Below are 16,760 nucleotides of genomic sequence, written 5' to 3'. Positions count from 1 at the left end.
ACTCCTTCAGGACTGGATTACCGGGCTTGCCTCCTCCAGCTCACCAGCCAAATCATGATTTGTCATGGCGCAAACGCTGGCATCGGACCAGACGTTTTCTGCTGTCTCTATCATATCAATAATGGTGTAGATTGGCAAGATAACGCCCATGAGACCGATGGGAGCGCCCAGCGAACTCATCAGGGAAAGCGTCAGGAAGTAGCAGCCCATGGGCACGCCGGCATTGCCGATGGCGGCCAGCACCGCGATGAACACCCAGGCAATCATGGTGCCCAAAGTGAGCTCAAAGCCCGCATTCTGCATGACGAACAGGGAGGTTACGAGGATAAAGGCCGCACAGCCATTCATGTTGATGGTGGTGCAGATGGGCAGCACGAAGCGGGAAACCCGGGGATTGACCTTGAGGTTGTTCTCCGCCGATGCCAGGGTCACAGGCAGCGTACCGGCAGAGCTCTTGGTGAAGAGGGCCACGGCAATGGCCGGGGACATCTTGCGGAACACATCCAGCGGATTAAGGCCGCGCACCAGCAGGAACAGCGGCAGGATGATGAACATCTGGATCAGGTTGCCCCCCATGACCACGGCCACATACTGGCTCAGAGCACCTACAATCACGCCCGCTTCAATCTGGGCGGAAAGCTGTCCTGCAAAAGCCAGGATACCTACAGGCAAAGCCCAAAGGATGGCACGAATCAGCGTGAACAGCAGCTCCTGCAGGCCCTGCAGACCTTTCAGGAGCACCTCGCGGTTTTCCGTCTTGGGCATAAAGGCCAACCCCAAGCCAACAGATGCGGCAATGAGCATCACCGACAGCACATTGCCTGCCAAAAAGGGCTGCAGCACATTGTTGGGGATCACCGAGAGGATATGGTCATAATAGGTGACCTTTCCCAGTTTGTCCATGGGCACAGCGGAAGTGCCTGCCCCCACGATATCCGCCGGCAGGTTGCCCGGCGAAATCAGGATATAGAGCCCCAGCCCCACGGCAGCAGCTGCCAGCGTAGTCAGGAAGGTGTAGCTCACCGCATGGGCAAAGATGCGCCCCGTCTCCCGCTGACCGCCCAAAGCCGCCAGTGTCGTAATCACCGCCAGCGCAATGGTGGGCACAGCGATAAACTGGAACAGCCGCGTGAACACCGTCGCGATAAAGTTGAACAGCTCATTGAGGGGTGCAATGCCCAAAAAGCCCAAAAAGCCACCGACGAGCAAGGCCCCAAACCACAGCACAAGCTGCTTGCGGCTGGCCTTGGGATTATGCGCCCGCAGGGCATCTTCCCGGGCCTTGGCCACGGTCTTGTTTTCCTCTGCCATAATAAATCCTTCTTTCTCCAAATGAATGATAATAAAACCTATCTAATTGATATGTTTTACATTTTAACATAAATCTTACTTTTTTCAATAGCAAAATGTAACTTTTTTATAATCTTTTCGTTGCTTCCCTACAAAAATCCTGCCCAGCGGCAGGATTTTCTGACCGCAAAAGCGAATGAATATAAATAATTATCCGAAATCTACTGCCAACGCTGCTGACAAGGAAGTGATGCTATGAACATGAAACTGCACGGAGACAAGATCGCCTATTTCTTTATCGCCTTCGCCTGTTATCTGTTGATTCGGGCTTTTTCTGCTCATCTGACCATGCCCATCATCAACGTGCTGCTCTATGTGTCCATAGCCTCCTCCCTGCTGGCCAGCAACGTGCCCCGCGTCATGGACATCCCCCTGCACTATGCTTACCCCGTGAAATGCGTGGAATACTTCACCTTCGGCGTGTCCATCGTCTGCTTCATCGCCCTATGCCTGCGGCATATGTGGATTTGACCTTCTTTCTACTTCCATATACCTAAAAGCTCCGCGATTTCTCGCGGAGCTTTTTTGGGAATGAATATATAATGGAATGTGTATGTAGCTGCTACTGGACTTATCTTAGGCGAAAAGACCAACAGCGTAGCCGGCGATGCCAAGGGCGAAGAGGCCCAGAATGATAACCAGCGGATTAACGCCTTTTTTCAGGAGGTACATGCAGGCGAAGGTCATGAGCATGGGCACGATGCCAGGCATCAGGCTGTCCAGCAGGCTCTGTACCGTGGTGACCACCTGCTCGCCCTGGCTGTTCGTATAGGAGGACAGCACCAAAGGCATATTGACCGTGGTCCATTTGGCCACGAGAGCGCCCATAACGAGAAGACCGAGTACGGAGGAACCTTCCGTGAGGTAGCGCATGCGGTTGCCGCCTACTTCGTTGACGAGTTCCGTACCTTTATCATAGCCGTACATTACGCCGTACCAGTTGGTCAGCAGGCGAATCACGTTGAAGGCGATGAAGAAGATCAGCGGGCCGACGATGCTGCCCGTGAGAGCCACACCAGCGCCGAGAGCTGCCAGTACCGGACGCAGGGTGCCCCAGAAAATCGGGTCGCCTACACCGGCCAGAGGACCGATCAGACCTACTTTTACGCCGGAGAGGGTGTCCTCACCGATATCGGCGCCGTTGGCCTTTTTCTCTTCCATAGCCGCGATAATCCCCATGATCGGCGTTGCCAGGAAGGGCTGGGTGTTGAAGAATTCCAGATGGCGTTTCAAGGAACGCTTGTATTCTTCGGGATCGTCTTTGTAGAGCTTCTTCAGTGCCGGAATCAGGGACACGCAGAAGCCGATAGCCTGCATGCGCTCGAAGTTGAAGGAGCCGAGCAGGAAGTTGGAACGAATGAAAATCGATACGAGATCGCCTTTAGTGAGCTGTTTTTCCATAGTTGCGCCTCCTCTTACATCAAATCGGAATCGTCGATTGCATCCAGCGGGTCCGTGGAACCGCCAGCACCGGCACCGTTCAGTTCACGCTGCAAGCCACGGATGTGGAAGTAAGCAGCAATCAGGCCGATAGCACCGAAACCAATCAGGTTGACGTTGGTGAACACGGCAATCAGGAAGCCCAGGAAGAAATAGGGCATGAGGCTCTTGGCATTCATCATGTTGATGACCATGGCATAACCAACAACTACGATGAAACCACCGGAAACCTGCAGGCCGCGGGTGATTACTTCCGGAATGGAAGCCAGCATGGCGTTTACGGTGTCCGTACCGGCAACAGCTGCAACGACGGCAGCCGGAACAGCTACGCGGATACCCTGCAGCAGGAGGCCGCCGATATGGCACATCTCGATGCCGAAGGCATTGCCCTCCAAAGCGAATTTATCAGCTAAATGCTGGAAGAATACCGTGATGGTACGCACGAAGATGGTGAGCACCTGGCCGGCAGCGGCAAGAGGTACAGCCAGAGCAATACCGGCGCCGATGGACTGATGACCCACGATAACCAGGATAGCGGAAACGACAGAAGCCAGAGCGGCATCCGGTGCCATAGCTGCACCGACGTTCATCCAGCCCAAAGCCAGCATTTCCAGAGTACCACCTAAGATAATGCCCGTGGTCATATCGCCCAGAACCAGGCCGACCAAGGTGCAGGCTACCAGCGGACGATGGAACTGTGCTTCATCCAGCACGCTCCCCATACCAGCAATGGCTGCCACAACGATGAGCAAAATAAATTGTACACTCGTCATAATTACTAATCCCCCTAATAATTCCTATAGAGCCCTAGATATAATGTATTAAGCCAATCCCTTCGCCTTCAGAGCCGACATCAAATCCCCTTTCGGCTCGCTGGCAAGCTTGCGGATCTCCACTTCAATCCCCATATCCTGAAGTTCCAACAGTGCTTTTACATCATCCGGATTGACAGCTACGGCGCTGGAAATCAGCGTATCGCCATCCTTATAAGTCATGCCCCCCAAATTGACAGACTTGAACGGGATACCGCCCTTCACAGCCCGGACAACGTCAGCCGGCTTCGTGAACAGGAACAACGTCTTGAATGCATCATACTTCGGGTTCTTATAAGCTTCGCAGGCCTTTTCCACAGGCACAACGTAAGCCTTGATTCCCGGCGGAGCCACCTGCAGCAGCAGCTTCTTTCTCATCTCATCCTTAGCTACCTCATCGCTGCAGCACATGATGCGGTTGCAGCCCGTTACCTTCGTCCAAACAGTAGCGACCTGACCATGGATCAGACGGTCATCAATACGGCAAAATGCGATTTCCATAATTCATTCCCCTTTCGGAATCATCCTCTCGCGCCTTTCCCTAGCGGCGCAAGAATGTTAAGCTTTGTTTTTTTCTGACAATAAGAATTATAAGGGAAAATCCGACCAAAGTCAGCTGAAATCTGTCACATATTGTCAAAAAACCTCATGACATTTGTCACAGGAAACGTTTACCTCTATAAAAAAAAGAAATAACGCTTTTCTTCCCCGTATTTTTTCCTATATAATGAGGACGAAACAAATGCAAAGGAGTGACCACTATGCGCCTGTTGAAGGCCATGCAGGAAAAGGAGCGTTTTTCCTGCACCGAAGAGAATATCGTGGATTACATCCTGGCCAACCCGGCCCAGATTGCGGAAATGACCACCCGGGAACTGGCAGAAAAGACATATACCAGCCCCGCCGCCATCTTCCGCCTGTGCCAAAAGCTAGGACTCAAGGGCTATAATGAATTCAAAATCAAATTCACCAGCGAAATCAACCGCACCCTGCCCTGTGGTTCCCATATCATGCGGCGCCCCATCACCGACAAGGACAGCCCCGCCGATATCGTGCGCAAGATCGCCCAGCTGGAAGTGGAGGCCATCGAGGAGACCAAAAACGAAATGGACCTGCACCAGTTAGAGCGCATCGCCGCCCTGGTGGACAAGTCCACAATCATCGATATTTATGCCTACGACCAGAACTACGCCCTGGCCCAGATGGCCGTTTATAATTTCCTGCAGATCCAGCACATCGCCGTGGCCCACAATTCCCTGAACAGTCAGCTCTCCACCGCCCTGTGCTCTGACAAGAGCCATATCGCCTTCCTGATCAGCCGTTCCGGCCTAAATCAGCGCCTCACCCGCACCGCCCGCATCCTCAAGAAACGCGGCATCACCACGGTGCTGCTGTCCACCAGCCGCCAGACGGAACTGGCCAGCCTCTGCAGTGAATTCGTCTACATCGCCAATACCATCGACTATCTGGACTTAGGCGGCAATATCTTCAGCGTAGGCGTGCGCTACTACTTCGATGTCCTCATCAGCCTGCTACTGTCCCACCACTTCAACGATGTGGAAGATTTCTACCAGGAATTCGAAAACTACCTGGGACATGCCGAGGATAAGGACAGATTATGGTAAAACCTGGATTGCAGATGTGGACGAGGCGGTACACTAACCTTCCCAGCGGGCAAACAGATCCAGATCCAGCCCCAGCTGGTCGCAGACCTTGCCCACCAGCATATTGACCAGATCATCAATGGTCCGGGGCCGGTGGTAGAAGCCCGGGGCGGCGGGCACGATCTTCACGCCCAATTGGGCCAGTTTCAGCAGGTTTTCCAGATGGATGGCATGCATGGGGGTTTCCCGGGGCACCAATATGAGCCTGCGGCCCTCCTTCAGCATCACATCCGCCGCCCGGGTCAGCAGATTATCCGACAGACTGTGGGCGATGCTGGCCACGGTTTTCATGGAGCAGGGCAGCACGGCCATGGCATCCACCCGGAAGGAGCCGCTGGCAATGGCCGCCCCTACGTTATCGTTGTCATAGAGCACATCCACCTTGGCGGCCAAGGCCTCCCGCTTTACGCCGCATTCATAATCCAGCACCTGCCAGCCGCTGTCCGTGACCACGGCATGAACCTCATGGCCTGCCGCTTTCAGCACATCGATCAGCCGCAGGGCATAGATGCTGCCGCTGGCCCCGGTTATTCCTACCACTATCTTCATATTATCTGTATCTCCTCAATCGTATTATCCTGCCTTCATTATAGCGCAATTCCCTGATCTGGTTCAAATCAATAAAAAGCCGAAACATTGTTTCAAGTGTTTCGGCTTTTTTTGTCTTTTTTCGAAACAAGCCCCCGCAATTGTCTGAATCTATTGAACCGCCGTACAAGTGATGTTATAGTAAGACTGTCTTAAGGCAAGATTGCATTTATATCACATGAGCAAAGGAGTTATCAAGAATGAACAAACAAGAACTGTTCGACAAGTTCATCGAGTTCATGGGACGCTTCGCGGAGATCCGCGCTGTAGCCGCCCTGCGCGATGGCTTTATCATGACCACCCCCTTTACCATTTGCGGTTCCGTATTTTTGCTTTTGGCGAATCTTCCCATTCCCGGCTATGCCGAATTCATGGCCGGGCTCTTCGGTCCCGAATGGACTGCTCCCCTGAACGCCGTTTCCGGCGCCACCTTCAGTGTACTTGCTTTGATTGCCGTTCTGGCCATCACCTATAAATATGTGGAAGCGGAAGGCTGCGATGCCATCATGGCCGCCATCCTGGCTCTGTCCACCTTCCTGATTGTGCTGCCTCCTACGGTTACAGCCACGGGCGGTGTTGTTGTGGACAACATCATCCCCAAGGCCTGGGCCGGCAGCAACGGTGTCATCACCGCCATTCTCGTCAGCTTCGTGGTTTCCTGGGTATTCTGCTACTGCGAAAAGAACCACATCGGCATCAAGATGCCCCCTGCCGTTCCCGGCGGTGTGGCCAAGGCCTTTGAAGCCCTGACTCCGGGCATGGTGCTCTTCACCATCGGCGCTGTGGTCTACGGCCTCTGCCATTTCATGGGGGCCACGACGTTCCCAGAACTCATCTTCAAGATCGTGCAGACGCCGCTGCAGGGCCTGTCGGATACGCTGATCGGCGGCTCCGTCATCGCCGCCCTCCAGAGCATCCTGTTCTGGGCTGGCATCCATGGCCCCAATGTGGTTGGCGGCGTGGTCAATCCCATCCTCATTGCCAACTCTCTCGACAACCAGCATATCATCGACATGGGCATGCAGCTGGCAGGCAATCCCGATGCCAAGATCATCACCTGCCAGATCAACGATGTGTTCATTAAATCCGGCGGCTGCGGCCTGACCATCGGCCTGTTGATCGCCAGCTGGCTCTCCGCCAAGTCTTCCCAGATGAAATCCATCACGAAACTGGCTTCCGTGCCAGGTATCTTCAATATCAATGAACCCATCATCTTCGGCCTGCCCATCGTCTTCAACCCTTACCTCTTGGTTCCCTTTATCCTCGTACCGCTGCTGGCACTGATCATCAGCTACGCTGCTATTGCCATCGGCTTCATGAATCCCTTCAGCGCCGTACAGGTTCCCTGGACCACGCCGCCCATTATCGCAGGCCTTCTCTTAAACGGCTGGCAGGGTGCTGTGGTGCAGATCATCATCATCGCCATGAGCACCGCCGTCTACTTCCCGTTTGTCCGCGCCCAGGACAGAGCTATGCTGGCTGAGGAACAGGGCGACAACGCAGGCGGGGATGACCATCAGGAAGAAGAAGGTCAGCCGGCCCTGCATAACTGAGTGGAAGTAAGCCCCTTTCGCCCTTGCGGGCACCTCCCCCTTAGGGGGAGGCGGGAAATTCCCTGATTACGCAATTAATTCCCTGATTAGGGAGGAATTGATGCTATTAACATCTAATTACGTATATTTGAACCCATATTTTTGAAAGGATGATTATCATGAAAAAAATCACATTACTCTGTGCCGCAGGTATGAGCACCAGCATGCTGGTCAAAGCCATGCAGAAAGCTGCTGCTGACGAGAACTTCGAATGCGAGATCGCCGCTTTCCCGACTTCTGAGGCCAAGGAAAAAGCTGCTGGCTCCGATGTGATCCTCTTAGGCCCCCAGGTGCGTTTCCAGAAGGGCAAGATTGCAGAACTGCTGCCGGGCATTCCCGTGGAAGCCATCGACATGCGCATGTACGGCCGCATGGACGGTGCCGGCGTCCTCAAGTTCGCCCGGGAAAAAATGAACGCATAATGACCTGAAAGGTGGATTTACCCTTGGAAGAATTAGAACTCATTGCCTTTAAAATCATTTCCGGTGTGGGCACGGCCCGCAGCTGCTATATCGAAGCCATTCAGGCTGCCAAAGCCGGGGATTATGACCGGGCTGAAAAGCTCATTGCCGAAGGGGACGAAAGCTTTGTGGAGGGCCACGATGCCCATGCAGGGCTCTTGACCCGGGAAGCCAACGAAGGTCAGGGCAGCACGGTGTCCCTGCTGATCCTCCATGCGGAGGACCAGCTCATGAGCGCCGAAGGCTTCAAAACCATCGCTCAGGAATTCATCGATGCCTACAAGCGCATCGACAACCTGGAAGCAAAACTGAAATAATCGTTATCTACATCATCTTATCACGGAGGTTATCACTATGGGTTTTCCAAAAGGTTTCTTATGGGGTGGCGCAGTAGCTGCCCATCAGCTCGAAGGCGGCTGGCAGGAGGGCGGCAAGGGCATCAGCGTAGCTGACGTCATGACCGCCGGCCGGCACGGCGTGCCCCGGGAGATCACGGACGGCGTGCTCCCCGGCAAGAACTACCCCAATCATGAAGCCATCGATTTCTACCATCACTACAAAGAAGATCTGGCATTGCTGGCGGAAATGGGTTTCAAATGCTTCCGCACCAGCATCGCCTGGACCCGCATCTTCCCCAAAGGGGACGAGATGGAGCCCAATGAGGCAGGCCTGAAATTCTACGATGACCTCTTTGACGAGATGCTCAAGCACGGTATCGAACCGGTGGTAACCCTGTCCCACTTCGAGATGCCCTACCATCTGGTGACGGAATACGGTGGCTGGCGCAACCGCAAGCTGGTGGACTTCTTTGTCCGCTTCGCCGTGACCTGCTTCAAGCGCTACAAGAACAAGGTCAAATTCTGGATGACCTTCAACGAGATCAACAACCAGCGGGAAGTCAACGTGCCCTTCATGGCCTTCACCAACAGCGGCATCCTCTACGGCGAAAACGAGGACAAGTATGCCACCCTCTATCAGGTGGCCCATCACGAGTTCATCGCCTCCGCCAAGGCCGTCATCGAAGGCCACAAGATCAATCCGGACTTCAAGATCGGCTGCATGCTGGCCATGGGCCCGGTCTATCCGGAAACCTGCCGTCCCGGCGACCAGATCGCTTCCCTCAAGGAAATGGACAAGAGCTTCTTCTTCGGCGATGTGCAGGCCCGGGGCCACTACCCCTCCTACATCATCAAGCTCTGGGAAAACAAGGGCTACCATGTGAAGATGGAAGACGGGGATCTGGATCTCCTGCAGCAGGGCAAGGTGGATTACTTCGCCTTCAGCTACTACATGAGCAATGTGACCACCTCTGTGGAGGAGAACAAGCAGAGCCTGCAGGGTGGCTTTGCCACCGGCGTGAAGAACCCTTATATCACCGAATCCGACTGGGGCTGGCCCATCGATCCGGAAGGCCTGCGCTATATGCTCAACGTCCTGCAGGAGCGCTATGAACTGCCTCTGATGATCGTGGAAAACGGCATCGGCCTCCACGAAACGGCCCCGGCGGAAGGGGAAATCCAGGACGATGCCCGCATCGACTACTTCCGCGCCCACATCCAGGAAATGAAAAAAGCCATCGACGAGGATGGCGTAGACCTCTGGGGCTACTGCCCCTGGGGCCCCATCGACCTTGTCTCCGCCGGCACCGGCGAGATGGAAAAGCGCTACGGCTTCATCTACGTGGACAAGGACAACGAAGGCAACGGCACCCTGAAACGTGCCCGCAAGAAATCCTTCCATTGGTACAAGAAGGTCATCGCTTCCAACGGCGAAGACCTGGACTAAAATCCGCTAATAAAGGCCTTGCCTGCTGGTCAGTCGACCGGCAGGCAAGGCCTTTTGCTGTCTCTGCTTTCCCCAGGATCATTCCACCGCCGTAACGATCTTTCCATCCTGAATCGTGAACTGCACCAGTTTGGACAAGGCGCTGTCCCCGGCAGGGGTGACGAACTCAAAGCAATAGCCATAGACCCCGTCCCCCATATCCTCCTCGGCAAATTTCGGCTGATCTCCGATGGTGAAGGTGTCCACCTCCACCTGGGTCAGATCCTCCTCATCTCCGGAAATGGTCATGCCATAATGCAGGGTGGTGATCTGATCCCCGGCTTTCAGCCGTATGAGGTTGCGGTCCCCCATGCCCTGGCTGTCGATGCCCCGGCGGGCGCCCAGAATGTGATATTTCTTGTCGGCAAAGGTATAGGTCACCTGCAGATTGCATTCCACACCGTTCAATTTGATGGGCACGGAATAAATATTGTAGCCCTCCTCCTCGGCGGTGATCTCTACAAAGACGGGATGACCATCCAGCATGGGCCAGGTTCCCTGGAAATTGTCCTTGAAGATACCTTTTTCCCAATCCGCATCGATATTGGCATCACTGCCCAGATAGAGCAGGATATCCTCATCCACATCCATGTAGACCAGCTGGCAATGAATGCTCGCGAGCATATCCATCTGTTCCCTGGTCAGCTTCACAAAGGAATTGCCTTCTGCATCCACATCCACGGCCAAATCCTCCAGATTATCCACCTTGAATAGCTTTTGCTTGGGAGCCGCCTGCGGAACATGCAGGCCGGAATGCCCCGGCGCCGTTCCCGTCAGCAGCGCCTCTCCTTCTCTGGGCATCTGCCCGTAAATGAGATAGTGATACAGACATTTCTGCGGCAAGGGCGCAGCCTGCTGGGCCGCATAGCTGGCGAAGCTGTCCGTATCGCCATCGTAGGAATAGAAGCTGGAAAGCCCCCGGCCCTTGTTCCGGTAGTCCCCCTGCACCTTATAGATGACCGCCTGGTCAATGGCCTGCACCAGCTGATTGGCTGTATTGGGCAGGATTCCCCCTGCCTTCTGAGCCAAATCCCCCAGATCCACCATATTGGCAAATCCCTGATAGCGGGTATTGCCGCCATAGTTTTCCGCCTGCCGGGCCCCACGGCCAAAGGCCGTGAAAAAGCCATAGGGATTGGCCTTAGCCTGCCGCAGGGCTTCGAGGCCAAAGGCTTCATAGGCCTTGCGCAGTTCAGGCATCTTCCCCAGATCGATGACCGACATGGTGGCGGCATCTTCCGTCCCATAATCCCGGCAGCCCTTCATATAGGTATCACAGATGACCTGCCCTAAAGCGGCGCCTCCCATCGCGGGATTTTTCCCCAGAGCGCCCACCCAGCCGGCATAGTTCCAGCCATTGCCCGGTTCCAGCTCCTCTGAGGCCGTCATATAACGTCCCAGCCCCTGCAAGGTGCCGGCCACATCATAAGCAGCCATCAGGCAGGCATCAAAGCCGATAAGCTCAAAGGGAGGCGCACTCTCCGAAGCCGGATGGACGGCTGTGAAGGCCCCCCGGATATCATTGAGGCTCAGGGCATGGCCCGTGCGCTCATCCTTGCAGACACCGGCAGCGCTGCCGCCCCCGTGATCCCAGAAGACGAACACCCGATGGTCAGCAGCAAACTTTTCCTTGCCATACCTCAGGAAGGCCGCCAGTGTATCCTTGGCCCCCATATCAGCATCCGGAGCCTGCTCCAGCTCATGCAGGCCGTCCTTATCGTAGAGATACCGGCCAATGACACCGCCTTTCACCGTGTCATTCTGCCACTTTTCCGTACCGCCGGTCTGGATGAGAACCTTCACATTCTCCGGCAGCTGCACCTTCTGCAATTCTTCCAGATCGCTGCTGGCCGCCCCCATTTCCGACTCCAGATCCGTGCCGCAGACATACCAATAAACCAGCCAGCTGTCCTCAGCCCGGTATTCATTGGCAAAGACCAGCGCCCTCTCCCCTTCATCCTCATCATCCAGACAACCCACCAAAAGCAGTACCGCCCCTAGGACAAGCAGCAGTAACAGCGCCAGCTGTCTGATCCGTTTCACCCAATCCATAGACTCACCTCAAATCCATAGACTTAACGCAGTGATGCCAAAAGCACCTGCCGGACTTACCGACAGGTGCCTGCCCTCAAGCAAAATGCTCGTCGGGTACGTTTTCGTTATATAAAAATCATTTCATACCGGCCAGGAATTTGCCCAGGGCTTCCGGATCTTTCGGTGCCCAATACATCTTGCCATCATCCCCCTCAGCCAGTTCGCAGGGTACATCCAGCGTCTGGGCAGACTTCAGAGGGATCTCATCGATGTAGTTGTTGACACATTCCATAACGGCTTTCTGGAAGTCCGCATCGCCCTTTATCTGTTCATCGGTAATGCCCTGAGCACGCAGCTGGGCCAAAACCGTCCCTAAGGCAATGAGATCTTCATGGGTGGCAGCCACCTTGGCGGCTCCCTGCTGATCGATGACGTCTGCACTGACTTCCACGACAGGATGCTCATCATCGTCCTTCTTGATCTTCGTCTTGATGTCCATGGCCACTTTCACCTTGGCCACATACTCGGCTGTGATATCCTCCACATTCTTCTCACTCAGCGGGAACTGGGCAAAAGCTGTGAGCATATTGCCGATCACCTGTTCGGAGATCTTGTCGCTCTGGGCCTTGGTCATGCCCGTAGCAGACAGATTGTCCGATATGCCGAAGGCATACAGTTCTGCATAGCCCAGCACCGCCTTGTCGGCGCTCTCCTTAGGCTTCTCCGCTCCGCATCCCACCAGGCAGAGCACCGCCAGCAAAACCAGCAGCGGCAGCAAAATTCTCTTGTACATTCTCTCGTCTCCTTTCATCCCCCTGTGGGGCTTTCATAAGGAAAAGGGGACAACCGCCCCCCTTTGCACAACCATGTATATTATAGCAAGCTATATTCTTATTTGTCAATATTTTTATATTTATCAGACTAATTCATCTTTTTTTACCGCAAAAAAGGAGATACCCGCAGGTATCTCCTCAAGGAATTTCATTCAATTGCGTGCCTTTGCCTGCTCCGCCAGCTTTGCTTCCAAAGCCGCCAGTTTCGGCTTCTGCCGCAGCTTAGCTGCATCATAGGTGATCAGCAGGGAACCGGTCAGCGTATTGATCACAGCCGTTTCCACGCCGGTAAAGGATTTGATGTAATCTTCCAGATCCCGCTGCCATTGGGGATTGGCGGCAAGCAGGCTGCTGCGCAGCCGCACGCAGCCGGGGATGTAGGCATCCACCTGGAAACTGTCCAGCAAAGCCTGCACCGGCTCCACTGCTGCTTTTTCCGCCTTTTTCCCGCAGCCGAACAGCTTGCAGGCATCGGCCTGCATCTTCTTATGATGCTGCCAGCCATGCAGGAAAGTCAGCGCCGCCCAGGCAATGCCGAAGCCAGCATGGAGGTTTTTTCCCGCCCCCAGGGTAGCGATTGTTCCCACGGAAGCCACCGTCAAGGGCAGGCCCAAGGGCAAAGTCTTCAATTCACACGCCATGATGATCCCCCTTTTCTCAGGTCAGCATATTGAGCTGACAATCATTATGCGGCCCGGCGGTTCCGGGCAAAGAAACCGGATTTATTGTTGTTCAGGATGCGGCAGCTGTTGAGTACCACGGCCAGAGTAGCGGTATTATGGATAACCGCCGCCCAAAGCGGGCTGATCTTGCCCAAAGCGCCCAGGAGCATAGCCGAGGAATTGACCAGGATGGTGGCCATAAAGTTCTGATGCACCAGATCCATAGTACGGCGGCCAAGCTGCAAGGTTTCAATCAGACGTTCCGGATCTTCGGAATGGATGGTCACCGCGGAGGATTCAGCAGCGATATCCGTCTGCCGGCCGCCTAAGGACACGCCCACATCGGAGAAGGCCAGGGCCGGAGCATCGTTGATGCCGTCGCCTACCATCATGACCGTACCGCGCTGCTTGAGCTTGTTCACATAATGGCTCTTGTCCTCGGGCAGGATCTCCGCATGATAGGAGTCGATGTCCATGCTATGGGCCACTTCCGCCGCCACCGCCTTGCTGTCGCCGGTGAGCATGACGATTTCGTCCACGCCATGACGGCGCATCTGATTCAGGGTCTTCTTCATCTTGGGGCGGATGGGATCTTCAATGCCGATCACGCCGATAAGCTGCTTATCCCGGGCCACATAGAGGAGGTTCTTGAAGGCCAGCCCATCGGCCATGCCTTCCGTATCCTCAATGCCATTTTCCCGCAGGAATTTGGCGCTGCCCACGCGGATCAGGCCGCCCTTATAGCCCTCAAAGTCGGGCACTTCGGCCTGCATGCCGCGGGCCACGATGGTTTTCGAGGACTTATGCTGCGGAGAAGTCCATTCCTGCTCCTCCACATACTTCTGAATGGCCACGGCCAATGGATGGACGGAATGCTGCTCAGCCGAAGAGGCCAGCAGGATCATTTCCTTGTCCTCCACGCCTTTGGCGGTCTTGATGAAGGCGATCTGGGGCACGCCAACCGTCAGGGTGCCGGTCTTGTCCAGAACCACCGTATCCGTCTCGGCCAGGGCCTCGATATAGTTGCCGCCCTTGACCAGGATACCGCGTTTGGCCGCCGCGCCGATGGCTGCCGACATGGCCGTAGCCGTGGACAGCTTGAGACCGCAGGAGAAATCGATGAACAGGAGGTTCAGCACCCGCTGCCAGTCACGGGTTGCCCCGTAGACAATGCCCGCACCGATAAAGGAAACCGGCACGAGGAAGTTGGCCATCTTATCGGCAAAGTTCTGCACCGGAGCCTTGCGGTTCTGGGCCTCTTCCACCAGATGGACGATATGCGCCAGGGACGTGTCCTTGCCTACCTTTTCCACCTTGATGATGAGCTCGCCGGCTTCCACTACGCTGCCGGCATAGACCGGGGAGTCCGCATGCTTCATGGCGGGGTTGGACTCGCCGGTGATGGAGGCCTGATTGACAGCAGCATCGCCGCTGACCACACGGCCGTCCACGACAATCTTCTCACCGGTATGGGCGGCGATGGTATCGCCAACCTTGACCTGTTCCACGGGCACCTTGCGTTCCGTGCCGCCTTCCACCAGCCATACATAACGCTGGTCGAGAGACAGCAGGCCCGAGATATGGGTGCGGGCCTTTTCCGCCGCATAGCTGGTGAGCATTTCCGCGCCATTGGACAGAGCCAGCAGCGTCAGGCTGGATTCCGGCTTGCCCGCCAGCACCGAGGCGATTACCGCCGTAGCGGTCAGTGTATCGGCATTGGGCTGGTGGTCCTTGACCACGCCGCTGACGCCGTTATGGATGAATTTCCGAGCAATGCCCAGTACCAAAAGGCTGCGCATAATCTTCGTGCCCACGAACAGCTGGGGGGAGGTGCGTTTGAGCACCTCCATGGCCGCAAAACCAGCCAGCGAAATCACCGCATCACGGCGGTATTCTGCCAGTCTTTCCGCCGGGGTGATCGCTGCTTCCTGCAGACGCTTGACCGTCTCGATCAGCATCTTCTGGATTTCCTGCAGCTGAAACGGTGTCATCTGGCGCTTGTACCAGATATGAACCTTGCGTTCATCCACCGTCACCGCTACGATATTGTGGTTGCGGCGGATCTTGGCGGCCAATTTTGCCCGTTCTTCACGGTTCAGTGCCGCCTGTAAATGAAAATAACAATTTCCGTACATCATACGGTGCGCCATCCTCTCATCAGGGTAACCGCCCACCAGAGCATCTGGGAACCAGAGGGATACTGCCCGGTCAGCAGCATCTTCCGCAGACCTCTGAGCAGGAATAACAGGGAAGCCAAAGAACTCATATCGAACCAGCCGCAGGTGTGGTCCTTGATCCACTGGCTGAAAGCCCGGGCCGTATTGCGGATACTGCAGGTAATGGAGCCGGCATGCGCTTCACTGGCCACGCTTTTCGCCTGGCAGCCCTCGCCCGGCAGCGCCTTGCCACCAAAGAACTTGCGGTCGAGCCATTTGGCCAGCTGATCGATATGAGCATCGTCCGCCTCGTCAAAGGTCAGCAGGATACTGCCGCTGGCAGCATTCACGCTGACGGATTTCACATAGCTGAGCTTGGCCAGCTGCTCTTCGAGCAGGGCCGCCAGCTGCGGGGAAATCTTGCCCGCGCGATAACGGCGGCGCCCCGGCAGGCTCGAAACCAGCTTGAAACCGACAGCCGGAGCAGCGGCCACAACAACTTTCTTCATTCTGCCCATGGGCAGAGCTCGGCCGCGGCCGACCATTTTCGGTGCAGAGCTGCCGCCCAGAGCCTGGCGGATGCTCTTGCCGATAGCTGCCCCCATCATAAAACCAGATACATAAGACATTCGTTATTTCCTCCTTGCATGCGTCATAATATATTCTTCCACCTTGCGCAAATCTGCATTCTGGCGGAGTCTTTCCGGCGTATAAAGGATCAGTATGGAACCCGATGTTACATTGGTCTGTACGCTGTCAATCTCAGCAAAACTCCCTAACTGGCTCTGAATCTGTGCCTCGAGATCAGCATTGCCGATCAGATTGTTGCTATACAGCCGCACCCGTCCTGGCAGATAGGATGAAATGTCCACGGAACGGATGAACAAATCCAGGGTATTGGTGGGGATCTGGAAATTCCCGATGAAACTCAAAACTTTTCCTCCTCGTACTAGAAAAGACTGCCGCAATAAAAGAGCGGCAGTCTCTTTTCGTCCAAAACGATTATTTAGCCTTCTTAGCTTCCTGAGCAGCGATGAGGTCTTCCAATTCCTCTTTCTGACGCTGCAGTTCAGCTACCGGCAGTTCAGCAGCGGGAGCAGCCTGCTGCATAGCAGCCAGCTGAGCTTCACGCTCCTGCATGAAACGATAACCAAAGATACCAGCAACGGCACCTACAGCCAGACCAATCCAAAAATCTGTCTTCTGAAACATCGAATCCATCCTCCTTAAACATATTCATTCATAAACGAGTGAGACTCGCTTATTCACACATCAACAGGGTATCCATCTTCCCCATTCTGCCGTTGGAGAACGAAATGATAATGAAGAATATTATCAATTTCA

18 protein-coding genes are annotated in these 16,760 nt (G+C 55.0%); 6 read left to right on the top strand and 12 right to left on the bottom strand.

The window, feature by feature from the left end; translation table 11 throughout:
* Positions 1 to 6: 6 nt before the first annotated feature.
* Entirely contained in the window at positions 7 to 1,311 is a 1,305-nt protein-coding gene (locus tag SELR_RS01370; protein WP_014423406.1) for a dicarboxylate/amino acid:cation symporter, read from the bottom strand.
* Between the two features lie 234 nt (positions 1,312 to 1,545).
* Here SELR_RS01370 and SELR_RS01365 point away from each other — a divergent pair, with 234 nt between their 5' ends.
* The gene (locus SELR_RS01365; protein WP_014423405.1) at positions 1,546 to 1,821 is read left to right on the top strand and encodes a hypothetical protein; all 276 of its coding nucleotides are present in this window, start codon (positions 1,546 to 1,548) and stop codon (positions 1,819 to 1,821) included.
* A gap of 105 nt (positions 1,822 to 1,926) precedes the next feature.
* On the opposite strand, the gene manZ is transcribed toward SELR_RS01365, so the two are convergent.
* Genes manZ through SELR_RS01350 form a run of 3 tightly spaced genes read right to left on the bottom strand, consistent with a single transcriptional unit; the run spans position 1,927 to position 4,103 of the window.
* The gene (gene manZ, locus SELR_RS01360; protein WP_014423404.1) at positions 1,927 to 2,751 is read right to left on the bottom strand and encodes a PTS mannose transporter subunit IID; all 825 of its coding nucleotides are present in this window, start codon (positions 2,749 to 2,751) and stop codon (positions 1,927 to 1,929) included.
* A 14-nt stretch (positions 2,752 to 2,765) separates the two neighbouring features.
* Complete coding sequence (locus tag SELR_RS01355) at positions 2,766 to 3,563, bottom strand: PTS mannose/fructose/sorbose transporter subunit IIC (protein ID WP_014423403.1); 798 nt, start codon at positions 3,561 to 3,563, stop codon at positions 2,766 to 2,768.
* 48 nt (positions 3,564 to 3,611) lie between these two features.
* Positions 3,612 to 4,103: a PTS sugar transporter subunit IIB gene (locus tag SELR_RS01350; protein ID WP_014423402.1), complete on the bottom strand. Its 492-nt coding sequence runs from the start codon at positions 4,101 to 4,103 to the stop codon at positions 3,612 to 3,614.
* Positions 4,104 to 4,363: 260 nt separating this feature from the next.
* Here SELR_RS01350 and SELR_RS01345 point away from each other — a divergent pair, with 260 nt between their 5' ends.
* A complete protein-coding gene (locus tag SELR_RS01345; RefSeq protein WP_014423401.1) occupies positions 4,364 to 5,227 on the top strand; it encodes a MurR/RpiR family transcriptional regulator in 864 nt (287 codons plus the stop codon).
* A 33-nt stretch (positions 5,228 to 5,260) separates the two neighbouring features.
* Here SELR_RS01345 and SELR_RS01340 read toward each other — a convergent pair whose 3' ends face one another.
* The gene (locus SELR_RS01340) at positions 5,261 to 5,815 is read right to left on the bottom strand and encodes a UbiX family flavin prenyltransferase (RefSeq protein WP_014423400.1); all 555 of its coding nucleotides are present in this window, start codon (positions 5,813 to 5,815) and stop codon (positions 5,261 to 5,263) included.
* 239 nt (positions 5,816 to 6,054) lie between these two features.
* Between SELR_RS01340 and SELR_RS01335 the strand changes: the two genes are divergently transcribed.
* The 4 genes from SELR_RS01335 (at position 6,055) to SELR_RS01320 (ending at position 9,692) form a co-directional block, all read left to right on the top strand.
* On the top strand, positions 6,055 to 7,407 hold the full coding sequence (locus tag SELR_RS01335; protein WP_014423399.1) for a PTS sugar transporter subunit IIC: 1,353 nt from the start codon (positions 6,055 to 6,057) through the stop codon (positions 7,405 to 7,407).
* 158 nt (positions 7,408 to 7,565) lie between these two features.
* Positions 7,566 to 7,868: a PTS sugar transporter subunit IIB gene (locus tag SELR_RS01330; RefSeq protein WP_014423398.1), complete on the top strand. Its 303-nt coding sequence runs from the start codon at positions 7,566 to 7,568 to the stop codon at positions 7,866 to 7,868.
* 23 nt (positions 7,869 to 7,891) lie between these two features.
* The gene (locus SELR_RS01325; protein ID WP_014423397.1) at positions 7,892 to 8,224 is read left to right on the top strand and encodes a PTS lactose/cellobiose transporter subunit IIA; all 333 of its coding nucleotides are present in this window, start codon (positions 7,892 to 7,894) and stop codon (positions 8,222 to 8,224) included.
* 37 nt (positions 8,225 to 8,261) lie between these two features.
* The gene (locus SELR_RS01320; protein ID WP_014423396.1) at positions 8,262 to 9,692 is read left to right on the top strand and encodes a 6-phospho-beta-glucosidase; all 1,431 of its coding nucleotides are present in this window, start codon (positions 8,262 to 8,264) and stop codon (positions 9,690 to 9,692) included.
* A gap of 78 nt (positions 9,693 to 9,770) precedes the next feature.
* Here SELR_RS01320 and SELR_RS01315 read toward each other — a convergent pair whose 3' ends face one another.
* From SELR_RS01315 to SELR_RS01285, 7 genes are all read right to left on the bottom strand, one after another.
* Positions 9,771 to 11,783, bottom strand: a complete 2,013-nt coding sequence (locus SELR_RS01315) for a clostripain-related cysteine peptidase (protein ID WP_014423395.1) — start codon at positions 11,781 to 11,783, stop codon at positions 9,771 to 9,773.
* 118 nt (positions 11,784 to 11,901) lie between these two features.
* Positions 11,902 to 12,558, bottom strand: coding sequence for a hypothetical protein (locus SELR_RS01310; RefSeq protein ID WP_014423394.1), 657 nt, complete (start codon positions 12,556 to 12,558; stop codon positions 11,902 to 11,904).
* 192 nt (positions 12,559 to 12,750) lie between these two features.
* Positions 12,751 to 13,239, bottom strand: a complete 489-nt coding sequence (locus SELR_RS01305) for an HMA2 domain-containing protein (RefSeq protein ID WP_014423393.1) — start codon at positions 13,237 to 13,239, stop codon at positions 12,751 to 12,753.
* Positions 13,240 to 13,283: 44 nt separating this feature from the next.
* Positions 13,284 to 15,398 (bottom strand): heavy metal translocating P-type ATPase, encoded by a 2,115-nt coding sequence (locus SELR_RS01300; RefSeq protein WP_014423392.1) that lies wholly within the window; start codon positions 15,396 to 15,398, stop codon positions 13,284 to 13,286.
* Entirely contained in the window at positions 15,395 to 16,045 is a 651-nt protein-coding gene (locus SELR_RS01295; protein ID WP_014423391.1) for an HMA2 domain-containing protein, read from the bottom strand. Before SELR_RS01295 ends, SELR_RS01300 begins: the two co-directional genes overlap by 4 nt.
* 3 nt (positions 16,046 to 16,048) lie before the next feature.
* Positions 16,049 to 16,348, bottom strand: coding sequence for an HMA2 domain-containing protein (locus SELR_RS01290; RefSeq protein ID WP_014423390.1), 300 nt, complete (start codon positions 16,346 to 16,348; stop codon positions 16,049 to 16,051).
* A 70-nt stretch (positions 16,349 to 16,418) separates the two neighbouring features.
* Complete coding sequence (locus SELR_RS01285; RefSeq protein ID WP_014423389.1) at positions 16,419 to 16,628, bottom strand: hypothetical protein; 210 nt, start codon at positions 16,626 to 16,628, stop codon at positions 16,419 to 16,421.
* Positions 16,629 to 16,760: the final 132 nt, after the last annotated feature.

It is taken from the genome of Selenomonas ruminantium subsp. lactilytica TAM6421, assembly GCF_000284095.1.
Lineage (GTDB): Bacteria > Bacillota > Negativicutes > Selenomonadales > Selenomonadaceae > Selenomonas_A > Selenomonas_A lactilytica.
Note: the sequence above shows the minus strand (reverse complement) of the source record. Positions and strands in the feature narration are given on the sequence as shown.

Coding starts and splice junctions, on each gene's coding strand:
- SELR_RS01320 (WP_014423396.1), top strand. CDS start 8,262: ATGGGTTTTCCAAAAGGTTTCTTATGGGGTGGCGCAGTAGCTGCCCAT.
- SELR_RS01340 (WP_014423400.1), bottom strand. CDS start 5,815: ATGAAGATAGTGGTAGGAATAACCGGGGCCAGCGGCAGCATCTATGCC.
- SELR_RS01305 (WP_014423393.1), bottom strand. CDS start 13,239: ATGGCGTGTGAATTGAAGACTTTGCCCTTGGGCCTGCCCTTGACGGTG.
- SELR_RS01310 (WP_014423394.1), bottom strand. CDS start 12,558: ATGTACAAGAGAATTTTGCTGCCGCTGCTGGTTTTGCTGGCGGTGCTC.
- SELR_RS01365 (WP_014423405.1), top strand. CDS start 1,546: ATGAACATGAAACTGCACGGAGACAAGATCGCCTATTTCTTTATCGCC.
- SELR_RS01295 (WP_014423391.1), bottom strand. CDS start 16,045: ATGTCTTATGTATCTGGTTTTATGATGGGGGCAGCTATCGGCAAGAGC.
- SELR_RS01335 (WP_014423399.1), top strand. CDS start 6,055: ATGAACAAACAAGAACTGTTCGACAAGTTCATCGAGTTCATGGGACGC.
- SELR_RS01315 (WP_014423395.1), bottom strand. CDS start 11,783: ATGGATTGGGTGAAACGGATCAGACAGCTGGCGCTGTTACTGCTGCTT.
- SELR_RS01355 (WP_014423403.1), bottom strand. CDS start 3,563: ATGACGAGTGTACAATTTATTTTGCTCATCGTTGTGGCAGCCATTGCT.
- SELR_RS01345 (WP_014423401.1), top strand. CDS start 4,364: ATGCGCCTGTTGAAGGCCATGCAGGAAAAGGAGCGTTTTTCCTGCACC.
- SELR_RS01370 (WP_014423406.1), bottom strand. CDS start 1,311: ATGGCAGAGGAAAACAAGACCGTGGCCAAGGCCCGGGAAGATGCCCTG.
- SELR_RS01330 (WP_014423398.1), top strand. CDS start 7,566: ATGAAAAAAATCACATTACTCTGTGCCGCAGGTATGAGCACCAGCATG.
- SELR_RS01350 (WP_014423402.1), bottom strand. CDS start 4,103: ATGGAAATCGCATTTTGCCGTATTGATGACCGTCTGATCCATGGTCAG.
- SELR_RS01300 (WP_014423392.1), bottom strand. CDS start 15,398: ATGATGTACGGAAATTGTTATTTTCATTTACAGGCGGCACTGAACCGT.
- manZ (WP_014423404.1), bottom strand. CDS start 2,751: ATGGAAAAACAGCTCACTAAAGGCGATCTCGTATCGATTTTCATTCGT.
- SELR_RS01285 (WP_014423389.1), bottom strand. CDS start 16,628: ATGTTTCAGAAGACAGATTTTTGGATTGGTCTGGCTGTAGGTGCCGTT.